Genomic DNA, 19,793 nt, shown 5'->3' on the forward strand with positions numbered 1-19,793 from the left:
TATCGCTAGTGTAATGCAGCTGCTATTTGACGCTGATGATGTTATCTAAAGCCTATTAAATTGAGTCAAACCAAACGAGTTTTATTTGGGTCAATAGGAGCTTTATTATGGATGTTTATGATCATTTTACTCGTTTGTCTGGCATCGAGTACGATAAAGAAACATCGCTATCCTTAGCCGTTGCATGCTTACTTGCGTATCAACCAGATGAATCTGAAGTTAAGCACGTTACAGAGCGTTGGGAGTATCAGTTAATTGGTGTAGAAAGTGCCATAAAAGGTAAAGACATAGATACACAGTGTTATGTGATGGAAAATGCCGACAATGTGGTGGTGGTATTTAGAGGCACCGATTCAATAGAGGACTGGCTTGGTAATTTTCAAGCCGTTTATGATCCTGGACCTTTGAATAAAACCAAAGCGCATGAAGGTTTCCAAGATGCTCTTTTCCCCGCAGTTATTGCTATTACACGTATGCTTGAACAACCTATTCGATATTCAAAAAAATTGTGGGTCACTGGCCATAGTTTAGGTGGAGCGCTTGCCTCATTGTATGCGGGTATGCTGATAGAGCACGGCTATGCGGTGCATGGTATTTACACCTTTGCTAGTCCTAGGCCAGGAAATGGCTCTTTTGAGGCGCAGCTAAATAGTCATGTATTTGGGCCGCATTATCGAGTGGTCAACTCTGGTGATATCGTTCCTCATGTTCCTCCTGAACCTTTTTACAGCCATCCAGGCTCTCGCATTATTTTAAAAGAAATTGGCATTGTTGACTCTAAAGGTTCTTGGTTTGAACAAAGGATTATGGCTTTAGAAAAGTTTGTCGAGAAAACGGCGAATTTATTTGATGTTGTCGATAATCACAGCTTGAATGGAGACGAAGAGAGTTACATTCCTCGTCTGATAAGAGATTTAAATCGTTGATCCCTTATTTTGTAAACGTTTAAACGTTGCCAATCTCGGTTGATTATGGAAGGGAGTTTAAGCGAAGATTTGTAAAGTTATTCCGGCTTTCTACGTTATGTCTTTGCCTGGTAATGACGAGTAATCACATTAGAGGTTTGGCTCCGTATTAGGCTATTTTGCGTATATACATAGAATTTTTTGTCTTCTGGTCGATATTATTACTACATTAGTTAAATTGTTACTACACTGATTGGGTAGGTGAGGAAGTTTTATCCACTTACAGTAGTGAATTAAGTATACCGATGCCTAATACCTAATAGATTGCAATTCGTGCTGATGTTTCATTTGGATATGATGCCGTTTTCCTTTGATAGCACATTAAACGAAGGAAACATGAATTATGGTACCGAAACCAGTTGTTCTTCTAGTTCATGGAATGGGAAACCATACCGATGCTTCTGTAAAAGAAGAGTTCAAAGATGGTCTAAAGCAATGCATGGAGTTTTTGGGTCAAAGTGATTTTGATGCCAATGATGCATTTACCATTAAAACATTTAATTATTCAGAGTATTGGGATGATAAGCGCAAAGCTTTTGCAGAACATCTTGAAGGCGATATTAAAGATGCCCTTTCATTAACTCCAAATCTTATCCAAAAAATTGTCAATATGACGTCTGAATTAGACGGTGATGATTTTCTATATACGCATGTGCTCGATGTTCTTTTTTACTTAACTGGAGGATTACGCAGTCACCAATTAATAAAATTGCATAAAATGATCGGTGATGAAATTGAAGCATCAGTGAACAACCTTAACGGTCAACGTGTCATTGTTGTTGCACACTCACTTGGTACTGCATTTGTTCATGATTGCTTAACTCAGTTGTATACACAGCGACTTGACCCGATCAATTTCGGTTTGGACCAGTTATGGTCTGTGGCAACGGTGTCTCGAATGACTCATATGATCACGCGGATGGACGACCCAACAACATCTATCGTGACGGATCATAGCCCAATTAAAGCGGGTGTATGTAAAGAGTTTTATCCAGTCTACAATGATTTTGATCCTTTTTGTTGGTTTAAACGATATACGCGTGCACCTCATGAAGGCATGCTAATCAATACTAAGCATGTCCGTGACCTTCATCAAATTTATTCTCAACCCTCTGATATCATGAGGTTTAACCCTCATGACTTACGAGAGTACTTTGCTGATCCAGAAGTGGGAGCTCGGTTTCTATCGAGTAATAATATTATTGATATCAATTTCAATGATTTTATTGCTGCGCAAGCCAAATATCGTAGTACGACTGCCACAGGTTTGCTTTCCGATTCTTATAAAGCCATACAATCACAATTAGAAGCGTTGGGAGAGACGGCTGATAGCTTTACTGGTATGAGAAAAAAGGTCGAAATTCTAAGTGAAGTCTACAAATTGATCGACGAAATACGTGATGAATTTAAACTATAAAGGGAACGTAAGTTATGAAAACACAAATCGCAGTGGGACTCTTAGCCTTATGTTTTTCCCAGATACCTTATGCGCAAGAGTTGGCGTTAAGCAATGATAATTTAGCTACCTCGTATATTAATGATCAGTGCGACTTTGAAACGGTTATTTCAAAGCCCCAAACCTTCAGTAAATGGTTCGCTGAGTACGATAAATACATTACTCAAAAAGCACTTATTGCTTGTCAGGCTATTTACTATGATAAAGATAACATACCCAAAGTATCTGAATATTGGTCTGATGACGAATTAAAAGAGATTTTACAGACCAATCTAGCTGAGTTAGATCGAGCATTTTCGTTAGATGAAAATGAACCGTTTACTACGTTGCGTAAGAATTATATCACTTGGCAGTCTGAGACTAGCTTGCCAATAGACAATGACGGTGTGCCTCGGCCTGCAAGTTTCGATTCACGAACAATTAATTTTGATAAGGAGTATTTCCTTACTACTACGTCAGGATTACCTAGAGATAAGTCAGAACGGTTTACGCTTACTAAAGAACAAAACGATTATTGTCAGACTCAATTCGTCGAAGCAAAAGATTGTGTAGATGTTTTCAATGCTTTTAATCAAATCAATGACAAGTTGGGTGTATTTCAAAAATTAAACACTATTCAACAACATAATGCTTATGTTGCGCTTCAAAATGTCAAATGGGATAAATTCTCTGATAACTCTCGATTTCAGAGCATGATTGATATTGGCTTTACATCATGGGTTTATCGAGAGCATTTCTCACGCGCTGACGATCTAATTGCGCCACCACCTTTGCAGTTGTTTGCCTTACGACCATCGATCGTATATGAACATTTGTCTGATGCACCGAAAGGAGATAGAGACGAACCTGCATTGGCACTAGAGTGGGTAGGTTTTAATGCATGGGATTTATCCATTCCATTTGGAGTGTCACTGACCAGTGTTTATGCCGATAGAGAAATAGGTAAGTCTGTAGGACACGGCCTTACTTTTCATTTAAATAACTCCTTCAGTTTTGGTTTTGCAAATCGAAGTGGAGAAGGAACCAGTTATTACATAAATTTAGAATTAATGGACTGGTTTGGTGACAACGCCGATATGCTAAATGCTTACAAAAAGTTCAAATAGTATGGAGGTCTACAGGATACGGCCTAAAAAGTATGCTTATAGGCCGCTCTATCACTATCGGATAGATGGATAACTATTGAACGTCTATCCGTTTCTACAGATGCACCGCGCATAATATTTGCTTTATTTTTTTTCCTTTACGTTCCTTTACATTCACCTTAACCCTGCCTTAACCACCCTAAAGCGTATGATAACCCCATCTTGTTAAGACATACAAAATTCATAAAAAGGGTTCTATCATGAAAAAAATTATTACTACTGCTATTGCTGCACTTCTTATCAGTTCAACTTCATTTGCAGGTGCGGTAACGTCTACATCAACATTGAAATCAGCAAGCTTTGACAGTAAAGCGCAAGCGTATGAAGCTGCGTTTGAACTTGCTGATGCAATCAATGACAAAACTGATAGCCAACTGCAAAAAGATTTGCATGTACTAAATGGCTCAGGTGTATCGGTGAATGATGTTGAAGTAAACGTGGAAGAGTTTGCTACTGATCGCAGTGACATTGGTTACCGCGCGGTTCTTGAAGTGAACTACTCTTATGACAGCAGCGACAGCTAAGATGTGAATACCGCCAATCATCTTATTAACACTGCTAACTAAGAAACGAAAGGGTCCAGATTTGGGCCCTTTTTCTATTTCTCTCAGATACCTTTCAATACAATGTCCGGTTGTGATCTAACCCAACTAAATTTTCTTGGTTTTCGTGAATAATTAGGCGTGAAATAATTCATGAATGAAATACTGCCCTTATATAAATTATGGTGGTATATTTATTAGCAATAACTAATAAAAAACTCTCTAATAAGGGACCGTCCATGCCTCTAAAATCAATTAAGCAAAGATATAGTTTAGTTCTAGTGATCTTTATTGCGCTAATCACTATCCTCACAACGATTGGTATACAGCAATGGGTTAAACCAGAACTACAAGCAGAAGAAGAAAAAAACCTTAGCTTTGCTGTCAAAGATATTGCCACTGAAATTAAACTAACCCTTACGTCTGTTCAGGCTCAACAGCGTTCTACTACTCAACTTATCCCGAACCTTGAAAGTGCGCAAATTGATTTATTATTACCTTACTTAGTTGATCAGTACGGTAATCAATTGGTATTTGGTGGTGGTATTTGGCCTATGCCGAATAAGAGAGTTGCAGGTACAGACAGAGCAAGCTCTTTCTACCATCGTGACGTAAATGGCCAACTGATAGTAAACACTTACTGGAATAGTGATGAAGCTCCCGACTATTTCACACAAGCATGGCATAAGGCAGGGCAGAATGCCCCTAAAGGTCAATGTGTTTGGGCCAATGCTTACAAAGATGGGGCCAGTTTACAACCCCGCACTAACTGTGCAATGGGTATTTATCAAGGTTCATCGTTGTATGGTGTTTCAACTGTTGATGTGACGCTTGGTTTCTTCAATGACCTTGTTGCGGATAAAGAGCGTGAACTTAATGCAGAGATATTGATTGTTGAAGCAGATGGTAAGATTCTTAGTACCAATAAAGTGCTTAGCAACGACAATGTGATCTTAACTGAACTTTCTGCACAGTCTTATCCATTCGCTACAACGTTAAATGAAGCTTTAAAAACGTCAGAATTCAGAAAAGAATTTGAGCAAAATGGTGAAAAACACATTCTTTTAATTCAACAGGTTGAAGGAACTCCGTGGCTTATCGCTGTAGCAAAACCAACAAATTTACTCACGATGCAAACTCAAGAAATCATGTCTACCTTGGCCATGATTCAGTTACCAATGGTCGTCATTTTATTAGCTGTTTTGCTTTATGCATTTACAAGTTTAGGGAATCGATTTAAGACTCTTAAAGAGAATGTAGATACACTTTCTGCGGGTGATGCAGACTTAAGTATAAGGCTTCCGATCAAAGGTGAAGATGAGTTAGATGCTGTTTCGGAATCTATGAATAACTTTATTTCATATCTACAAAAGTTGATCACTAACGTTATAGAAGCAAATAGAGTTTGTAATGAACAAATTACGGCAATGTCAGCGGTGACTGAGAAAACCCTTATGGTTTTGGATAAACATGTTAAAGAAACAGACATGGTAGCAACTGCGGTCAACGAATTAAGCTCTTCAGCACAAGAAGTTGCAGGATATACCAATCAAAGTACAGATATTACCAATTCAGCACATCGTGAAGCTCAGAACTCGGAAGATTCAGCACGTAAAGCAACGGACAGTGTTGGTGAATTAATGAAAAATGTTGAACTTACTTCTGAAAATGTTGGCAAGATGCAAGATAATGCAGCTTCAATTGAAGGTGTTTTACAAGTTATTCGTGGTATTGCAGAACAAACAAACTTACTTGCTCTTAATGCGGCGATTGAAGCTGCTCGGGCAGGTGAAATGGGTCGTGGTTTTGCGGTTGTTGCCGATGAGGTTAGAAATTTAGCAGCAAAAACTCAAGATAGTACTACCGAAGTAGCAGAGATGTTGGATATCTTAAAAAGTGGTGTTGAAACAACGGTTACATCAATGTCAGAAACTCGAGAGCAATGCCAAGTTACATCGGTATTGACGAATGAAGTCACCGAAGGTTTAGCTACTATGCAAAATTCCGTATCCAAAGTGGATGATGTGAGCGTCCAAATTGCTACAGCTGCAAATGAGCAAAGTCACGTTGCCGATGATATTAATCGAAGTATGGTATCTATTAGCACTATGCTTACAGAATTACATAGCCATGGTCAAACATCAGAGGAACACGCTAAAGCGCTCCAAAACGCTAATCGAGCATTGCAAGATCTCGTTGATCAATTCAAGGTGTAATATCTCAAACAAGATTGTTGCAGATACTTTTACCAATCACGTAACAGGAGCCGGCTTGAGTCGGCTCTTTTGGTTATTTATCTTATTTATTAAAAATTGCTTGTTGAGTTAGTGAATATTACGTTTTTTGTTACATTATGCAGTGATTAATAGATTAATAGATTAATAGATTAATAGATTAATAGATTAATTTTTAGTTAATTTTTGTTCTCTATAACCATTAAATCTAGTTATTTAAAAATATTTTTCACTAACTTTTCAGTTAAAAATCTACCTAGTTACTTTTTAAATTAAGTAGTCATATTAGTTTCGCTTACTTTAATATAAGCCTGTACCGTTCTGGTCAATGTATGAACGTAGCTGATTTTTTATCTCCTTTACGTTCCTTTACATTTATCTTAACCCTGCCTTAACCACCCTAAAGCGTATGATAACCCCATCTTCTTAAAACATACAAAATTCAAAAAAGGGTTCTATCATGAAAAAAATTATTACTACTGCTATCGCTGCACTTCTTATCAGTTCAACTGCATTTGCTGGTTCGGTAACGTCTACATCAACATTGAAAACGGCAAGCTTTGACAGCAAAGCGCAAGCGTATGAAGCAGCGTTTGAACTTGCTGATGCAATCAATGACAAAACCGATAGCCAACTGCAAAAAGATTTGCATGTACTAAATGGCTCAGGTGTATCGGTGAATGATGTTGAAGTAAACGTGGAAGAGTTTGCTACTGATCGCAGTGACATTGGTTACCGCGCGGTTCTTGAAGTGAACTACTCTTATGACAGCAGCGACAGCTAAGATGTGAATACCGCCAATCATCTTATTAACACTGCTAACTAAGAAACGAAAGGGTCCAGATTTGGGCTCTTTTTCTATTTAATGATGTATTGTTTTGATGCGAGTGTCATAAGCGATAAGCTTGTTGAAGGATTGTTATTAAAGGCGGCGTTAGTCAGTTACTATATAATCGACAATTATATCTTTCCGTCAAATTAGGTAGTAACAAGAATGAACGTACGAAAAGCAAAAGCTCATGAGCTTGATTGTATTTATGCGATGGGTTTTGATGTTTGGAACGATGGTCTGACGTTTGAAGAGTATTTAACGGCTTGCCGAAAAAGCACCAAGTATCAATCTGGTACTTGGTATGTGTTAATGGATAATGACAAGATAGTTTCGTCGTTCATTGTTTATAGCGATAATTTTGGGCTTAAAGAAGGCTGTTTTGGGGTCGGATCCGTTGCAACGTTTCCAAATTGTCGTGGTAAAGGGTATGCCTCTTACTGCATTAGTTCAATTACTACTGAACTGTTTGCTAACTCCAATTGTAAAGCAGTGTACTTGCATAGTGATATAGGCTATGAGTTTTACCACAAGCTCGGCTTTGTCCGCATTGAAGGTACGGATTGTATGTTGTATGCCAAACAGTCATCCAAATGGGACCACTCAATACCCAGTTATTTCTAGTTAATAATGACTCTTTTTGAGTTAATTCTGCTTAAGTATTATGGTAATAATTCCACAGGAATAGTGATCCAATGCTTCGCCAAGGCGTCCAATGACTAACCAATTCACGTGCTTGTGTAGGGGTTGGTCTATAATCGAGTTGTTTTAATCGTTGTAATCCGATAAGTATTCCTAAATCGTCTGCAGGAAATATATCGGTTCGCCCTAATGAAAATATTAAATATATTTCGGCGCTCCAACGGCCAAGCCCTCTAATACTAGTGATGGATTGTATTGCCTCTTCATCGCTCAAGTGTTTTAAAGCATCAATATCAAAATTTTCGTCAAGAATGGCTTTTGCTAAGCCTTGAGTATATTCGATTTTTCTATATGACAAGCCAGCATCACGAAGCTGTTGATCTGGAATTTTCACGAATTGCTCTGCGGTAACGTCGTCTAAGAGACAAAAGACACGCTGTGTTATTACCGTAGCCACTTTGGTGGATAATTGTTGACTTATTATGGTAGATAAAAACGCTTTAAATCCACTAGAACGCATACGAATTTCTGGTGGACCGAACCTAGCGAACGCTTCTTTTATCTCAGGGTCAGCTAGACTTAAATGTTGCATGCCCTGCAGTATGGTTTCAGCCTTCATATTCATCCTATTTGTTGAGTATTGTTCTAAATATCTAAACGGGTAGTTAAACACCTAAACTAATTTTACTAACGTTGTCTATACTTATATTTAGAAATAAGTTGTTGAGTTAGTAGGTGGCTATGTCATTGGTACGTATTAGATCTAAACATCTTGCATATTTATATAAGTATATGCTAATTTAGATTGTGCTTTATTTTGCTGCAACAAAAAGTATTTTACTAAATATGAGCGTATAGAAATAAGAGCGTATAGAAAATGCTTTGGTAAAAGCAGTGGTAACAACTAAGCTCGTTCAATGTGTGCTGGTACAGTATCTAAGTTAAACATTTTGATTTTTGTACAATTTTTAAGTGATAGGCCGTTTTGAATACAGTCTCGCTTCAATGATGTGAAATTCCGCCACGCATAGAGTCAGTGATAATCAAGTTAATGTTGAGTAACGTAACTTAACTAAGGAAAAGAAAATGGCAATTTCCCGACGAACATTATTAAAATCTGGTTTAGGTATTGGTGCGCTCGGTGTGGCTGGTGTCACTTATAGTGAGTTGCAGAAAATAAAGACCAATGCAAAAATTGTCGTAGTAGGCGGGGGAGCTGCTGGGATCGGTATTTCCAATATGTTGTTACGCAGCCTTGACGGAGTAAGTATGACGATCGTAGAGCCTAGAGACTTTCATTGGTATCAACCAGGACAAACACTCTTTCTTGCCGGATCATATACAGAACCTAATGATGTAGTTGGTCCAATCGAAAAATACCTCGATCAGCGCGTGACCTGGAAGCAAGATTCAGTAGTGGAGTTTATTCCAGACCAAAATAAAGTCGTGACCACTGATGGTGAATCAATACACTATGACTATCTTATTGTGTCTACTGGGCTCAATCTACGCTATGACATGATTGAAGGCATGGATGCAAGCTTGATCGGAAAAAATGGTATAGCGAGTATTTATCATAGCCCTGAATCTGGCATTGCGAGCTATAAACAAGCTCATGATTTTATTAGTAATCCAGGGCAAGGTAAGGCTATATTTACACGGCCTCAAGGCGCAATGAAGTGCGCAGGTGCGCCGATGAAAGCAATGAACTTGGTTGAGAGTTTTGCTCAACAGTCGCCAAATCGTGAACACATAAATTTTGACTATTTTACGTCAGAATCATTCCTGTTCTCGGTCAAACCATTCAATGAAAAGCTGGTAGATATTTGGCAGCAACGTCAGATCACGCCTAACTACGGACATGTGTTAAGTGCGCTTGATCCTGAGAAAAAAACGGCGACTTTTAAGCTAAATGATGGCGAGAGAAAAACGTTAGAATGGGATTTTATTCATATTGTGCCTCCGATGATGCCTCCTAAAGCAGTTATTGAATCAGAGTTAGCGGATAGTAATCGGTTTCAAGGGTATCTCGAAGTCGAGCCTTATACCTTGCAACATAAACGTTATCCTAATGTGTTTGGTTTGGGAGACTGTGTTGGAACACCAATTGGTAAAACGGCCGCTTCGGTTAAATCTCAATTACCAGTGGTAACCCACAACCTTTGTGCATTACTTCGTGGAGAAGAATTGAGTGCGAGATGGGATGGTTATACGTCCTGCCCTATGATTCTTGATGTTGGACATGCCATGCTGTGGGAGTTTAATTATTCACTGCAACCTGTAACAGCATTACCGTTTCAAGTTGTTGACCCACTTGAAGAAAGTGCTTTGGCATGGCGTATGGAAGAAACCTTCCTAAGGCCGGTGTATGACATTATGCTAAAAGGTTATACACCGATTTAATGGAAGGTTATTTACTCGTTGGGTTTAAGTTAAATCAGTAGTAACCTTCTATTTGGCGGTTAATGCCGTCCCATTGAAACGAATACCTGCCCAGCCGTGTTGGATGAAATTGCGAATATTGGCATGATCATTCCCCGCTGGGTTGTTTAACACATCGTCACGATAAAATTGGCCGAAACAAGCTAACGTTGATGGTTCGTCTAACCCTTGAATCTTAGCAAAAGCAAATATTTTGCATGATCCATTGTTCTGTCCTGCTTGGTTTTCGGTTTTGCCGTTTACAAAGCTAACAGGGGTAAAGTCGAAATTAGAGTCAATAACTTGCATAGTTTGTTCAAACATCACTTCGTTTGGTGTTGTGGCTAGCAGCTGTAAGAATTGTTTCATGTCACATCCTGTGTCGAGATTATTTATTAGCGTTTGTACTATATCATTAGGTAAAAATAAAGAGACAATGCGACGTAATATCGGTTAGGTGAATCTCACTATGTCGTAAAGTGCAACTGCAACTAATTAAACATTTAAAATACTTTGGCTAAACGGGCCATATGATAAACAGAGACATAGTCACCATTTCTGAAGGCATAAAGAGCGGATTCGCCTTCGATAACAAAACCAAACTTTTTGTATAAGTTTATGGCCGCGGTATTATCTATATACACAGTTAATTCTGCCTTTGAATAATTTTATGATCACTTGCCAAGAATATGATTATGTTGAAGTTGCTTGCTTATACCGTTATCCGGTGAGATTAACGATGAAAAGTGGTGAGATCTTACAAGGCATTGCGCTTGATACATCGCGTAATGAAAATCGTAAAGAATGTATTAAAATTAGTCGTAACGAAATAGACATGCTGATTGAACTAGATAGTATTTTTAAGTTACAAATATTAGCTGATAATCCGAATTTTTCTGAGATCATTTTTAAATAATTTAAAAATATTATGATTAAAAATGGCGTTAGTAAATACAGCCTTAGTAAAAAGAGAAAGTAATAATGGATAAACTTGTCAAAAATCGTTTTGAACAATACCCCGATGATGTTCGAATTCGATTAGAAGAATTGCGGCTGTTAATTTTTAAGCTTTGTTCTGATTTGCGGCTAAATGACATTGAAGAGTCATTGAAATGGGGCGAACCGAGTTATAGCGTTAAGACCGGGAGTCCCGTTCGACTGGACTGGAAGCTGAAATCACCAAATAATTATTACTTATTTTTTCATTGCCAAACCAAACTCGTGGATACGTTTAGAGAGCTTTACGACGGCACGTTGCAGTTTCAGGGTAATAGAGCCATAGTTTTAAGTTTATCAGAGCCCTTACCAACGAAGGCAATTACGCACTGTTTGGAATTAGCCTTAACTTATCAGCAGTGGAAAAACTAGCAGCAAAGAGAACCTAAAAAGGTAATTAGGATTAGTCTGACAAAGAACTAAAATAAATCAAATTGATTTGGATTTTTTATCTTCATACATTGATAGATCGGCTATTTTCATTAGTTCACTTGCAGTTATTTGTTCATTTGTATAAATAGCGTAACCAATGCTGACATTCACATGTATTTCTACGTGCCCGAATTGTGCCGGTTTAGCGTTAAATGCTTCCTTAATCGTGGTTAATACTCGTTGTAAGTCTGCTTCGTTAGCAAGCCTTGGAAGGATTATCAGAAACTCATCTCCACCGGTACGTGCAACAATATCAGATGATCTAAGGACACTTTTTATTCTTAAAGCAATTTCAGTTAATAATTTATCTCCGATTGCATGTCCGTAGGTATCGTTGACAGCTTTAAATTTATCTATATCAATATTCAAAAGCACAAAACGGCTGCCTTTTTTCTGGCAAGTTGTGATCATTTGCTCTAATGCATACATGAAATAGCGTCGATTTGGCAACAGAGTTAATTCATCTCGCATCGAGTGGACATAAGCGCGATGATATAAATAATAGACTCCCATGAAAATAACGAGTAGCAACAACATCATAGGATAGCCAATCAGCCGTGATATATTATTTTGTGAAAAAGAAAAGGCCTCGTTTATTGAAGGTAGAGTTATTGCGATTTGCCAAGTACCAGAAGGTAACACGACGGTTTCTTGAATATACTTTGAGTCAAAAACGCTGCTCTTTCCCCAAAATACCTCACCTAAGGCGCCTTTACCGTCAGTTCCTCTTATAGCAAAATTGTATGTATTACTAATTTCGTCTATTCCTACGCTCTTGAATAGACTCTCAATATCTAGAACTGCACTACAAACACCCCAATATTCTTGGTTGTGTGGTGGATCGGTAAAAATGGGTGTTCGAGCAATAAGACCAATTCCACCTTGAACAAGGTTTAAAGGGCCAGCCATAAAGATAGATTGCTGATCACGGGCTTTTTGTACGGTTTTAAACTGGTCGGGAAGGGTTGTATAATCTAATCCAAGCGCAGCTTTGTTGCCTTCCAAAGGATAAATAAACTCGATAACGTCATTAGGAGCGATTGCTAGATTCTTTAAATGTTTTGTTTTTTTATATAGTGCTTCTGCGATGTTTTGCCAGTGATCTTTAGGCATTTCTGGGCTGACATTAATAATGGTTGCTAAGCTGTTGGCATAAAAAATATCTAAATAAATATCCGCCTCTAATTTCGAGCGTATGATGAGTAACTCGCGCTGAGCTGAGCTTTTGATTATATTTTGAGAGTTAACTTGGTGCTGTGAATGTTGGTACTCAATTACAAAAACAGAGCCTAGTGCTAACGTAACGAATATAAATGCCATTAGTGTACGAATTCTTAATGGATTATTCATAGATACCAAATATTATTAATATTTTAATTTTTAGCCTCTCAGTCAAAGTTGACTGTAGAAGATTTAACTATATCTATTTTTTATGCATTTGTAACTTTTCTTACGGTATTTCTATTGTGCCAGTGCTTTATGTCACAATCTATAAATAGAACCCAGTGCGATAATTTATTTCATCCGAACTTGATTATTGAATAATCATATTTAATATTTATGCTCTTCAGATTAGTCATAATTATGAATTATTATTTCTGAATCGCCTAAATTGGCATGCTTTTTCCATAGTAATTGTTAGATTAGTAAATAAATTAAGCATTTTGACCGATTTTAGCTGATATTCATGCATTAGAGCACTAATATTGAGCATGCACTGCACCAGGATGGTGATTGGCCACACTGGATTGATCAAAATTAAGTCTTATTGAATTTCGCTTCGGCGAGGGTAATTGCGCCCAAACCTCCGTTTTATAGCGGAGGTTTGGGCGTTTTTTTTTGTTCAAGGAAGATCAAATGAAGCACCAAGTCCCGATTGGGCTGATATATTCAACGCAAGGCACCTACAAACATATGGGAACCAATGCCTATTTAGGAGCGCTTTATGCTATCCAACAGATAAATAAAGCCAATTCATTGAATATTGAACTCATTGCTGATCATCGTGATCCGAAAGGAAACTTGGATCATTATGTTATGGCGGTGAATGATTTATTGGCTCAAGATATTCACCATATATTTGGCACGATAACATCGAGTGCTCGTAAAGAAGTATTACCCGATATACAAAAAGCGGATGGTATGCTTTGGTATGCAAGTCCATATGAGGGTTATGAGTGTGATGAAAACGTTGTTTATCATGGCCCATGTCCTAATCAAAACTTACTGCCACTGCTTAGCTATATTATTCCTAATTATGGCAAACGAGCGGCATTGGTTGCTTCCAACTATATTTGGGGATGGGAGAGTAACCGTATTGCTTCTGAATTATTGTCAGCAGCAAATGGAGAGGTGGTATTAGAACGTTGTTTCCATTTGGATGATCTGGATTTCTCTGCAACGATCTCTTCTATCATTGATCAGTCGCCGAGTTTTGTTGTTAACAATTTAGTTGGCGAATCGAGTTATGCATTTCTTGAGCAGCTCAATGCTCAATGTTCACAGGCCCCACTTGCTGTTTTAAGTTGTAACCTTACTGAGTGTGAACTTTCAACTTTACCTAATTTTACCAATTTAAAGCTAATTACTGCTGCGCCTTTTTTCGAATCGGTTAATCCAGAATTTGTAGAAAAAGTAAAAAATACGCTGGGTAATGTTCCAGTATCGGCCTATTTTATGGGAGCTTATCTATCCATATACAGCTATTACTATTCGTTGGTTAAAGAGTTCACAAACGACACTGCAACGCTGCGAAGCACATTACAATCGATTTGTTATCCATCTCCAACTGGAGAAAATCTGTCAATAGCAGCCAACCAACATGCGATTTTACCTTGTTATATTGGCTTGTGGGATAACGGCCAATTTCAACTTTTGCACACCAAAAATCAGAGCCAGCCGAATCCATTTTTGACGGCGCAAAATTTTTTAGATGTGGAATTATTAGGCACGCTGTCTGACACCACTCCAACCTTGAGGTTAATATCATGATCACCAAACCTCTTTGTTTATCGCATATTGGATTACTGGGTTGTGATACTCGAACACAAGACCAGCTATTAAAAGTAAGTTCCCGCATAGGTTTGCAGTGCCATGCATTTGTAACCGCTACAGAGGTAAACAAAACCGATGTTCTGATTGTCGATATCGCGCATTGCTATCGCCAGAACTTATTGGATTCAGCGTTACCAATCAACCTTCCTATTATTGGGTTATTAGCTCATGGCTCACCAACCGAAATCGATAAATCAATTGAGTTAGGTGCAATGGCGGTGATTCATAAACCTATTAATCAAAATGGATTATATGCAGCGTTATCGATGGCGCAGCGTTTAAAACAGCAGCAGACAATGCTTGTTGATGAATTGGCTGATCTTCGTAATCGACAACAACAAAGAACCGTGGTGATTAAAGCGACAACACTTTTGATGGAACGCTATGAGGTTGATGTTGATAAAGCGTTATCAATGCTTCGAACGTTATCTATGCAAAATAATCAATCATTAGAACAACTTTGTCAGGACATGGTAGTAAAAATACCAAAACTGACCAGCACTAATAGGTAAGCTTTATGTCTTTAATTACCAGCCTTTATCGTCGACCTTCTGTAATGATTGCATTGTTTATTATTGTAACAGTGGCAACGTTAGCTATTGGTGCACCATGGCTTGCACCGTTTGATCCAACCGAACAATTTTTTGAAGGTTTGACTCTTGAAGGAGCACCATTGCCACCAAATAGTCAATTTTGGTTAGGTACCGATCTTCTAGGGCGCGACCTGTTATCACGTATTATTTATGGTTCACAAACTTCGCTTTTTATTGGTGTCGTTGCTAATGGAATCGCAGTGATGTTGGGTTGTATTGTTGGAATGACCGCAGCCTATTTCCGTGGTTGGGTTGGATCGATATTGATGCGTTTTACTGACCTGATGATGGCTTTCCCTGCGTTACTTCTGGCGATTGTGTTAGCGGCTATTTTTTCTCCCAGTATTTGGATTGTGGCGATGGTTATTGCCATGGTGAATTGGGTACAAGTTGCGAGGGTGATTTATTCCGAAACGCTTGCTATTTCTGATAGAGATTTTATTGCGGCTGAGCACGCTATAGGCTTGGGCTCATTCCGTATCTTGGTTGAGCATATTATTCCACACCTAATACCGACGATGTTGGTGTGGGCGACATTAGGTATTTCGACCACAGTATTGCTAGAAGCAACGTTGTCTTACTTAGGCGTTGGTGTGCAACCACCAATACCGAGTTGGGGCAATATTATCTTTGAAAATCAAACCTACTTCACCGTTGCTCCTTGGTTGGTCTTTATTCCAGGGGTTGTGATTATTGTCTTATCACTTTGCTTTAATATTCTTGGCGACGCATTACGTGACGCCCTTGACCCAACACTAAATGGGAGGGACGCCGAATGAGTCGCTATCTTGCAAAACGTATACTTCATGCATTACTGATATTATTAGGTGTTACATTTATCACCTACCTACTGCTTTACATGCTGCCGGCTGACCCTGCGCGCCAAATCGCTGGACGTAGTGCCACGGCAGAGACCGTAGCAAATATTCGGGCTCAGCTCGGGCTCGATCTGCCTTTTTATCATCAATACTTTAATTATCTTCTGAACTTACTTCAAGGTGACATGGGCCGCTCTTGGCTGCAAAAAACGGAAGTGTCGGAGTTAATCGCCGCTAGGTTGCCTGCATCATTAGAATTGATGTTTGCTGGAATCATTACCGAACTGATTATTGGGGTTAGTCTTGGTGTGGTTGCCGCTTTAAAACGGAATCGTCCAGTGGATAAACTGCTTATGACGTTTTCTTTTATCGGTGTTTCGTCACCCCAATTTATAGCTGCAATGTTGTTCCTCTATCTATTTTCGGTCAAGTGGTCACTTTTGCCAATCGGTGGTTATGGTACATGGCAGCATTTAGTCCTACCTGCATTAACGCTAGGCATACTCGGTAGTGGTTGGTATTCACGTATGGTGCGCTCATCGATGATTGAAGTGATTCATCAAGATTTTATTCGTACCGCTAGGGCCAAAGGTATTAGTCAACGACGGATTATTATTCGACACATCATCCCCAATGCGATCTTGCCGATTATCGCCATGATAGGTATCGATATTGGTATCTTTATGGGAGGGCTGGTTGTGGTTGAGTCTGTGTTTGGTTGGCCAGGTATTGGTCAATTAGTTTGGCAAGCAATTCAACGAGTCGATATCCCTATTATTGTCGGTGTTACTACGGTGTCAGCTTTTGCAATCGTGTTAGGCAACCTATTAGCCGATCTCATAGCGCCACTTGTCGACCCACGTATTGATTTAAACAAAATGTAATTGTCGAAATTTGATTTTTTAAATGGAAATAATGAACGCTCTAATTGTTAAGGGCATCAACACTAAGGAAGGTAATTATGAATAAAAGTATTTTGGCGAGTCTTATCGCTGTTAGTTTAAGCTTTTCTGCCAATGCAGAGATTAAGCAGGGCGGTTCAATGAGTGTCACTTATAAAGATGACGTTTCTACCTTAGATCCTGCTATTGGTTATGATTGGCAAAACTGGTCGATGATTAAAAGCCTTTTTGATGGCTTAATGGATTACAAGCCTGGTACTACTGAGCTAGAAAAAGATTTGGCGGAAGATTTTACCATTTCCGATGACGGTATGTTGTATACCTTTACACTGAAAAAAGGTGTGACATTTCATAATGGTAGAGAGTTAAAAGCGCAGGACGTTAAATACTCAATTGAGCGAACGATTAACCCGAAAACTCAAAGTCCTGGTGCTGGTTTTTTTGGTTCAATTGCAGGATTTGAAGAATTTAACGGCGGTAAAACAACCAGCCTTGAAAGCATTAAGGTGGTAGACGATTATACCGTAAGTTTTCAACTTTCTCGTCCAGATGCGACGTTCTTACACGTATTAGCGATCAACTTCTCTTCTGTTATTCCGAAAGAAGCGGTTGAGAAATGGGGAGATGACTTCGGTAAGCATCCTGTAGGGACTGGCGCGTTTAAGTTGGATGAATGGAAGCTTGGTCAATACCTTAACTTTGTTAGAAATGACGACTACAACAAGCCAGGTTTACCATACTTAGATTCTATTCGTTTCGAGGTTGGACAAGAGCCAATTGTTGCTTTATTACGTTTAGAAAAGGGTGAAGTTGATATTGCTGGAGATGGTATTCCCCCAGCTAAATTTTTACAAATGAAGAACAACCCGCAGTTTAAAGATCTTATCGTTGAAGGTGAGCAATTACATACCGGATACATCACCATGAACGTGAAGATGAAACCATTTGATAACCTAGGTGTTCGTCAAGCTGTTAACATGGCGGTAAATAAAGATCGCATCGTTCGTATTATTAATGGTCGAGCAAAACCTGCCAACCAACCTCTTCCACCCGCTATGCCTGGCTATTCTGAAGATTATGTTGGCTATAGCTACGATATAGAAAAAGCCAAGACATTGCTTAAAGAGTCGGGCTTTGAAAATGGATTTACTACCGAACTATACGTTGCCAATATCGATCCTCAACCTCGTATTGCTCAAGCGATTCAGCAAGATTTATCTAAAGTCGGTATCACGGTTGAAATTAAAGCATTGGCACAAGCGAATGTGATTGCTGCCGGTGGCGATGCAGAGCAAGCGCCAATGATATGGTCTGGCGGCATGGCGTGGATTGCTGATTTCCCAGATCCGTCTAACTTCTATGCTCCAATTCTTGGTTGTGCTGGCGCTGTTGAAGGTGGTTGGAACTGGTCTTGGTACTGTAATCCTGAGTTAGATGAAAAAGCAACGCAAGCAGATTCAATGGTTAACCCAGATCAGCAACAAGAACGTACGGCGTTATGGGAAAGCATTTATGTCGATATTATGGCTGATGCACCTTGGGTTCCTGTTTTCAATGAACAGCGTTTTACTATTCGTTCTGAACGTTTAGGTGGCGAAGACAGTATTTTTGTCGATCCTGTTCATGTTCCTGTTAACTACGACAATGTGTGGGTGAAAGATGTGCAATAACTGCTTAGTAAAAACAATACATAGTGCGAATCATCATTTTGGGTGGGATAACAGTATTGCGCCTATTGAAACGGTATCACCCGGGACGACCTTAGAGTTTGACTGTTTGGATTGTTCTGGTGGACAGCTTGGTCCAAGTTCTACGCTTGCCGATTTGGATCAGTTGGATTTTAGCTCAATAAATCCTATCACTGGTCCCATTTTTGTCGATGGAGCCAAACCTGGTGATGTCTTAAAGGTCAACATTCAGCAATTTAAGCCGACAGGTTTTGGCTGGACAGGCAATATCCCAGGTTTTGGTCTTCTTGCCGATCAATTTACTGAATCGGCATTGCAGATCTGGGATTTTGATCCGAACTCTCTGGCACCGTCGGCATTTGGTAAATTTGCCAGAGTGCCATTGAAACCGTTCGCCGGGACATTGGGTGTTGCGCCAGCAGAATCTGGACTCCATTCCGTTGTGCCACCAAGACGAGTAGGGGGTAATCTAGATATCCGAGACCTTTCTGCAGGAACGACCCTGTATCTTCCTGTTGAAGTCGAGGGCGCTTTGTTCTCAATTGGTGATACGCATGCTGCTCAAGGTGATGGTGAAGTTTGCGGGACAGCTATTGAGAGTCCAATGTCAGTGGTTGTGGAGTTGGATGTGGTAAAGGATATGAATATTCAAACCCCAATGTTTACCACTCCAGGTCCAGTGACCAATCATCTTGATAGTAAAGGTTACCAAGTTACAACGGGTATTGGCCCTGATTTAATGACAGGAGCGCGAAATGCAGTTAGTCAAATGATCGAGCTCATATCTAAGCAGCACAATATGCCGGCCGAACAAGCCTATATGTTGTGTTCTGTTTGTGGTGATCTTCGTATCAGTGAAATCGTTGATATGCCTAACTGGGTCGTGTCGTTTTATCTACCTAATGTAATCTTCGATTAAAGAAAAATGCTACTTTGCTGCTGTTTTGTTGTTTATATGTGGCGGTATTACTACATACCAATGCGAAGGTAATGAACAGCAACGCAATGGTAATAAATATCAAGACAGCGCAAAGTAGCGAAGTGACATTTGTACGTCATCAATTAGCACAAGGCAG

At 39.2% G+C, this 19,793-nt stretch carries 19 protein-coding genes and 1 pseudogene; 16 read left to right on the forward strand and 4 right to left on the reverse strand.

Annotated elements, in window-relative coordinates; genetic code table 11:
- Positions 1-107 precede the first annotated feature (107 nt).
- The 7 genes from R3X26_RS09400 to R3X26_RS09430 all read left to right on the forward strand — a co-directional run bounded on the left by R3X26_RS09400 (position 108) and on the right by R3X26_RS09430 (position 7,795).
- Complete coding sequence (locus tag R3X26_RS09400) at positions 108-926, forward strand: lipase family protein (RefSeq protein ID WP_317717043.1); 819 nt, start codon at positions 108-110, stop codon at positions 924-926.
- Between the two features lie 382 nt (positions 927-1,308).
- Positions 1,309-2,382, forward strand: coding sequence for a hypothetical protein (locus tag R3X26_RS09405; RefSeq protein WP_317717044.1), 1,074 nt, complete (start codon positions 1,309-1,311; stop codon positions 2,380-2,382).
- 14 nt (positions 2,383-2,396) lie between these two features.
- Positions 2,397-3,527 (forward strand): hypothetical protein, encoded by a 1,131-nt coding sequence (locus tag R3X26_RS09410; RefSeq protein ID WP_317717045.1) that lies wholly within the window; start codon positions 2,397-2,399, stop codon positions 3,525-3,527.
- A gap of 239 nt (positions 3,528-3,766) precedes the next feature.
- Positions 3,767-4,090 carry a DUF3316 domain-containing protein gene (locus R3X26_RS09415; protein ID WP_317717046.1) on the forward strand — a complete coding sequence of 108 codons (324 nt, stop codon included), beginning with the start codon at positions 3,767-3,769 and terminating at the stop codon, positions 4,088-4,090.
- Positions 4,091-4,347: 257 nt separating this feature from the next.
- Complete coding sequence (locus R3X26_RS09420; RefSeq protein WP_317717047.1) at positions 4,348-6,324, forward strand: methyl-accepting chemotaxis protein; 1,977 nt, start codon at positions 4,348-4,350, stop codon at positions 6,322-6,324.
- 478 nt (positions 6,325-6,802) lie between these two features.
- The gene (locus R3X26_RS09425) at positions 6,803-7,126 is read left to right on the forward strand and encodes a DUF3316 domain-containing protein (protein WP_317717048.1); all 324 of its coding nucleotides are present in this window, start codon (positions 6,803-6,805) and stop codon (positions 7,124-7,126) included.
- A gap of 210 nt (positions 7,127-7,336) precedes the next feature.
- Positions 7,337-7,795 (forward strand): GNAT family N-acetyltransferase, encoded by a 459-nt coding sequence (locus tag R3X26_RS09430; protein WP_317717049.1) that lies wholly within the window; start codon positions 7,337-7,339, stop codon positions 7,793-7,795.
- A gap of 31 nt (positions 7,796-7,826) precedes the next feature.
- On the opposite strand, the gene R3X26_RS09435 is transcribed toward R3X26_RS09430, so the two are convergent.
- Entirely contained in the window at positions 7,827-8,432 is a 606-nt protein-coding gene (locus R3X26_RS09435) for a DNA-3-methyladenine glycosylase 2 family protein (RefSeq protein ID WP_317717050.1), read from the reverse strand.
- 467 nt (positions 8,433-8,899) lie between these two features.
- On the opposite strand from R3X26_RS09435, the gene R3X26_RS09440 reads away from it, so the two are divergent.
- Entirely contained in the window at positions 8,900-10,216 is a 1,317-nt protein-coding gene (locus tag R3X26_RS09440; protein WP_317717051.1) for an NAD(P)/FAD-dependent oxidoreductase, read from the forward strand.
- Between the two features lie 48 nt (positions 10,217-10,264).
- Here the strand turns inward: R3X26_RS09440 and R3X26_RS09445 are convergent, their stop codons facing one another.
- Both R3X26_RS09445 and R3X26_RS09450 read right to left on the reverse strand, forming a co-directional pair.
- Positions 10,265-10,603, reverse strand: a complete 339-nt coding sequence (locus tag R3X26_RS09445; protein WP_317717052.1) for a HopJ type III effector protein — start codon at positions 10,601-10,603, stop codon at positions 10,265-10,267.
- A 134-nt stretch (positions 10,604-10,737) separates the two neighbouring features.
- A pseudogene (locus R3X26_RS09450) lies at positions 10,738-10,902 on the reverse strand (GNAT family N-acetyltransferase); the annotation flags it as partial.
- A gap of 2 nt (positions 10,903-10,904) precedes the next feature.
- Here R3X26_RS09450 and R3X26_RS09455 point away from each other — a divergent pair.
- Both R3X26_RS09455 and R3X26_RS09460 read left to right on the forward strand, forming a co-directional pair.
- Positions 10,905-11,150: a Rho-binding antiterminator gene (locus R3X26_RS09455; RefSeq protein ID WP_317717053.1), complete on the forward strand. Its 246-nt coding sequence runs from the start codon at positions 10,905-10,907 to the stop codon at positions 11,148-11,150.
- 65 nt (positions 11,151-11,215) lie between these two features.
- Complete coding sequence (locus tag R3X26_RS09460) at positions 11,216-11,602, forward strand: DUF1801 domain-containing protein (protein WP_317717054.1); 387 nt, start codon at positions 11,216-11,218, stop codon at positions 11,600-11,602.
- 57 nt (positions 11,603-11,659) lie between these two features.
- On the opposite strand, the gene R3X26_RS09465 is transcribed toward R3X26_RS09460, so the two are convergent.
- A complete protein-coding gene (locus R3X26_RS09465) occupies positions 11,660-13,012 on the reverse strand; it encodes a diguanylate cyclase (protein WP_317717055.1) in 1,353 nt (450 codons plus the stop codon).
- A gap of 507 nt (positions 13,013-13,519) precedes the next feature.
- Here R3X26_RS09465 and R3X26_RS09470 point away from each other — a divergent pair.
- From R3X26_RS09470 to R3X26_RS09495, 6 genes are all read left to right on the forward strand, one after another.
- Entirely contained in the window at positions 13,520-14,653 is a 1,134-nt protein-coding gene (locus R3X26_RS09470) for a transporter substrate-binding protein (protein ID WP_317717056.1), read from the forward strand.
- Complete coding sequence (locus R3X26_RS09475) at positions 14,650-15,228, forward strand: ANTAR domain-containing response regulator (RefSeq protein WP_317717057.1); 579 nt, start codon at positions 14,650-14,652, stop codon at positions 15,226-15,228. The genes R3X26_RS09470 and R3X26_RS09475 overlap by 4 nt, the downstream gene beginning before the upstream one ends.
- Positions 15,229-15,233: 5 nt before the next feature.
- Entirely contained in the window at positions 15,234-16,088 is an 855-nt protein-coding gene (locus R3X26_RS09480; RefSeq protein WP_317717058.1) for an ABC transporter permease, read from the forward strand.
- Positions 16,085-17,011 carry an ABC transporter permease gene (locus R3X26_RS09485; protein ID WP_317717059.1) on the forward strand — a complete coding sequence of 309 codons (927 nt, stop codon included), beginning with the start codon at positions 16,085-16,087 and terminating at the stop codon, positions 17,009-17,011. The genes R3X26_RS09480 and R3X26_RS09485 overlap by 4 nt, the downstream gene beginning before the upstream one ends.
- A 77-nt stretch (positions 17,012-17,088) precedes the next feature.
- Positions 17,089-18,699, forward strand: a complete 1,611-nt coding sequence (locus tag R3X26_RS09490) for an ABC transporter substrate-binding protein (protein WP_317717060.1) — start codon at positions 17,089-17,091, stop codon at positions 18,697-18,699.
- Entirely contained in the window at positions 18,689-19,636 is a 948-nt protein-coding gene (locus tag R3X26_RS09495; RefSeq protein WP_317717061.1) for an acetamidase/formamidase family protein, read from the forward strand. The genes R3X26_RS09490 and R3X26_RS09495 overlap by 11 nt, the downstream gene beginning before the upstream one ends.
- The last annotated feature ends 157 nt before the right edge of the window (positions 19,637-19,793 follow it).

The organism is Vibrio sp. TH_r3, assembly GCF_033101115.1.
Classification (GTDB): Bacteria; Pseudomonadota; Gammaproteobacteria; order Enterobacterales; family Vibrionaceae; genus Vibrio.

Excerpts from the sequence above, each read along its gene's own strand:
- R3X26_RS09400 (WP_317717043.1), top strand. The coding sequence starts at position 108 with ATGGATGTTTATGATCATTTTACTCGTTTGTCTGGCATCGAGTACGAT.
- R3X26_RS09405 (WP_317717044.1), top strand. The coding sequence starts at position 1,309 with ATGGTACCGAAACCAGTTGTTCTTCTAGTTCATGGAATGGGAAACCAT.
- R3X26_RS09410 (WP_317717045.1), top strand. The coding sequence starts at position 2,397 with ATGAAAACACAAATCGCAGTGGGACTCTTAGCCTTATGTTTTTCCCAG.
- R3X26_RS09415 (WP_317717046.1), top strand. The coding sequence starts at position 3,767 with ATGAAAAAAATTATTACTACTGCTATTGCTGCACTTCTTATCAGTTCA.
- R3X26_RS09420 (WP_317717047.1), top strand. The coding sequence starts at position 4,348 with ATGCCTCTAAAATCAATTAAGCAAAGATATAGTTTAGTTCTAGTGATC.
- R3X26_RS09425 (WP_317717048.1), top strand. The coding sequence starts at position 6,803 with ATGAAAAAAATTATTACTACTGCTATCGCTGCACTTCTTATCAGTTCA.
- R3X26_RS09430 (WP_317717049.1), top strand. The coding sequence starts at position 7,337 with ATGAACGTACGAAAAGCAAAAGCTCATGAGCTTGATTGTATTTATGCG.
- R3X26_RS09435 (WP_317717050.1), bottom strand. The coding sequence starts at position 8,432 with ATGAAGGCTGAAACCATACTGCAGGGCATGCAACATTTAAGTCTAGCT.
- R3X26_RS09440 (WP_317717051.1), top strand. The coding sequence starts at position 8,900 with ATGGCAATTTCCCGACGAACATTATTAAAATCTGGTTTAGGTATTGGT.
- R3X26_RS09445 (WP_317717052.1), bottom strand. The coding sequence starts at position 10,603 with ATGAAACAATTCTTACAGCTGCTAGCCACAACACCAAACGAAGTGATG.
- R3X26_RS09455 (WP_317717053.1), top strand. The coding sequence starts at position 10,905 with ATGATCACTTGCCAAGAATATGATTATGTTGAAGTTGCTTGCTTATAC.
- R3X26_RS09460 (WP_317717054.1), top strand. The coding sequence starts at position 11,216 with ATGGATAAACTTGTCAAAAATCGTTTTGAACAATACCCCGATGATGTT.
- R3X26_RS09465 (WP_317717055.1), bottom strand. The coding sequence starts at position 13,012 with ATGAATAATCCATTAAGAATTCGTACACTAATGGCATTTATATTCGTT.
- R3X26_RS09470 (WP_317717056.1), top strand. The coding sequence starts at position 13,520 with ATGAAGCACCAAGTCCCGATTGGGCTGATATATTCAACGCAAGGCACC.
- R3X26_RS09475 (WP_317717057.1), top strand. The coding sequence starts at position 14,650 with ATGATCACCAAACCTCTTTGTTTATCGCATATTGGATTACTGGGTTGT.
- R3X26_RS09480 (WP_317717058.1), top strand. The coding sequence starts at position 15,234 with ATGTCTTTAATTACCAGCCTTTATCGTCGACCTTCTGTAATGATTGCA.
- R3X26_RS09485 (WP_317717059.1), top strand. The coding sequence starts at position 16,085 with ATGAGTCGCTATCTTGCAAAACGTATACTTCATGCATTACTGATATTA.
- R3X26_RS09490 (WP_317717060.1), top strand. The coding sequence starts at position 17,089 with ATGAATAAAAGTATTTTGGCGAGTCTTATCGCTGTTAGTTTAAGCTTT.
- R3X26_RS09495 (WP_317717061.1), top strand. The coding sequence starts at position 18,689 with ATGTGCAATAACTGCTTAGTAAAAACAATACATAGTGCGAATCATCAT.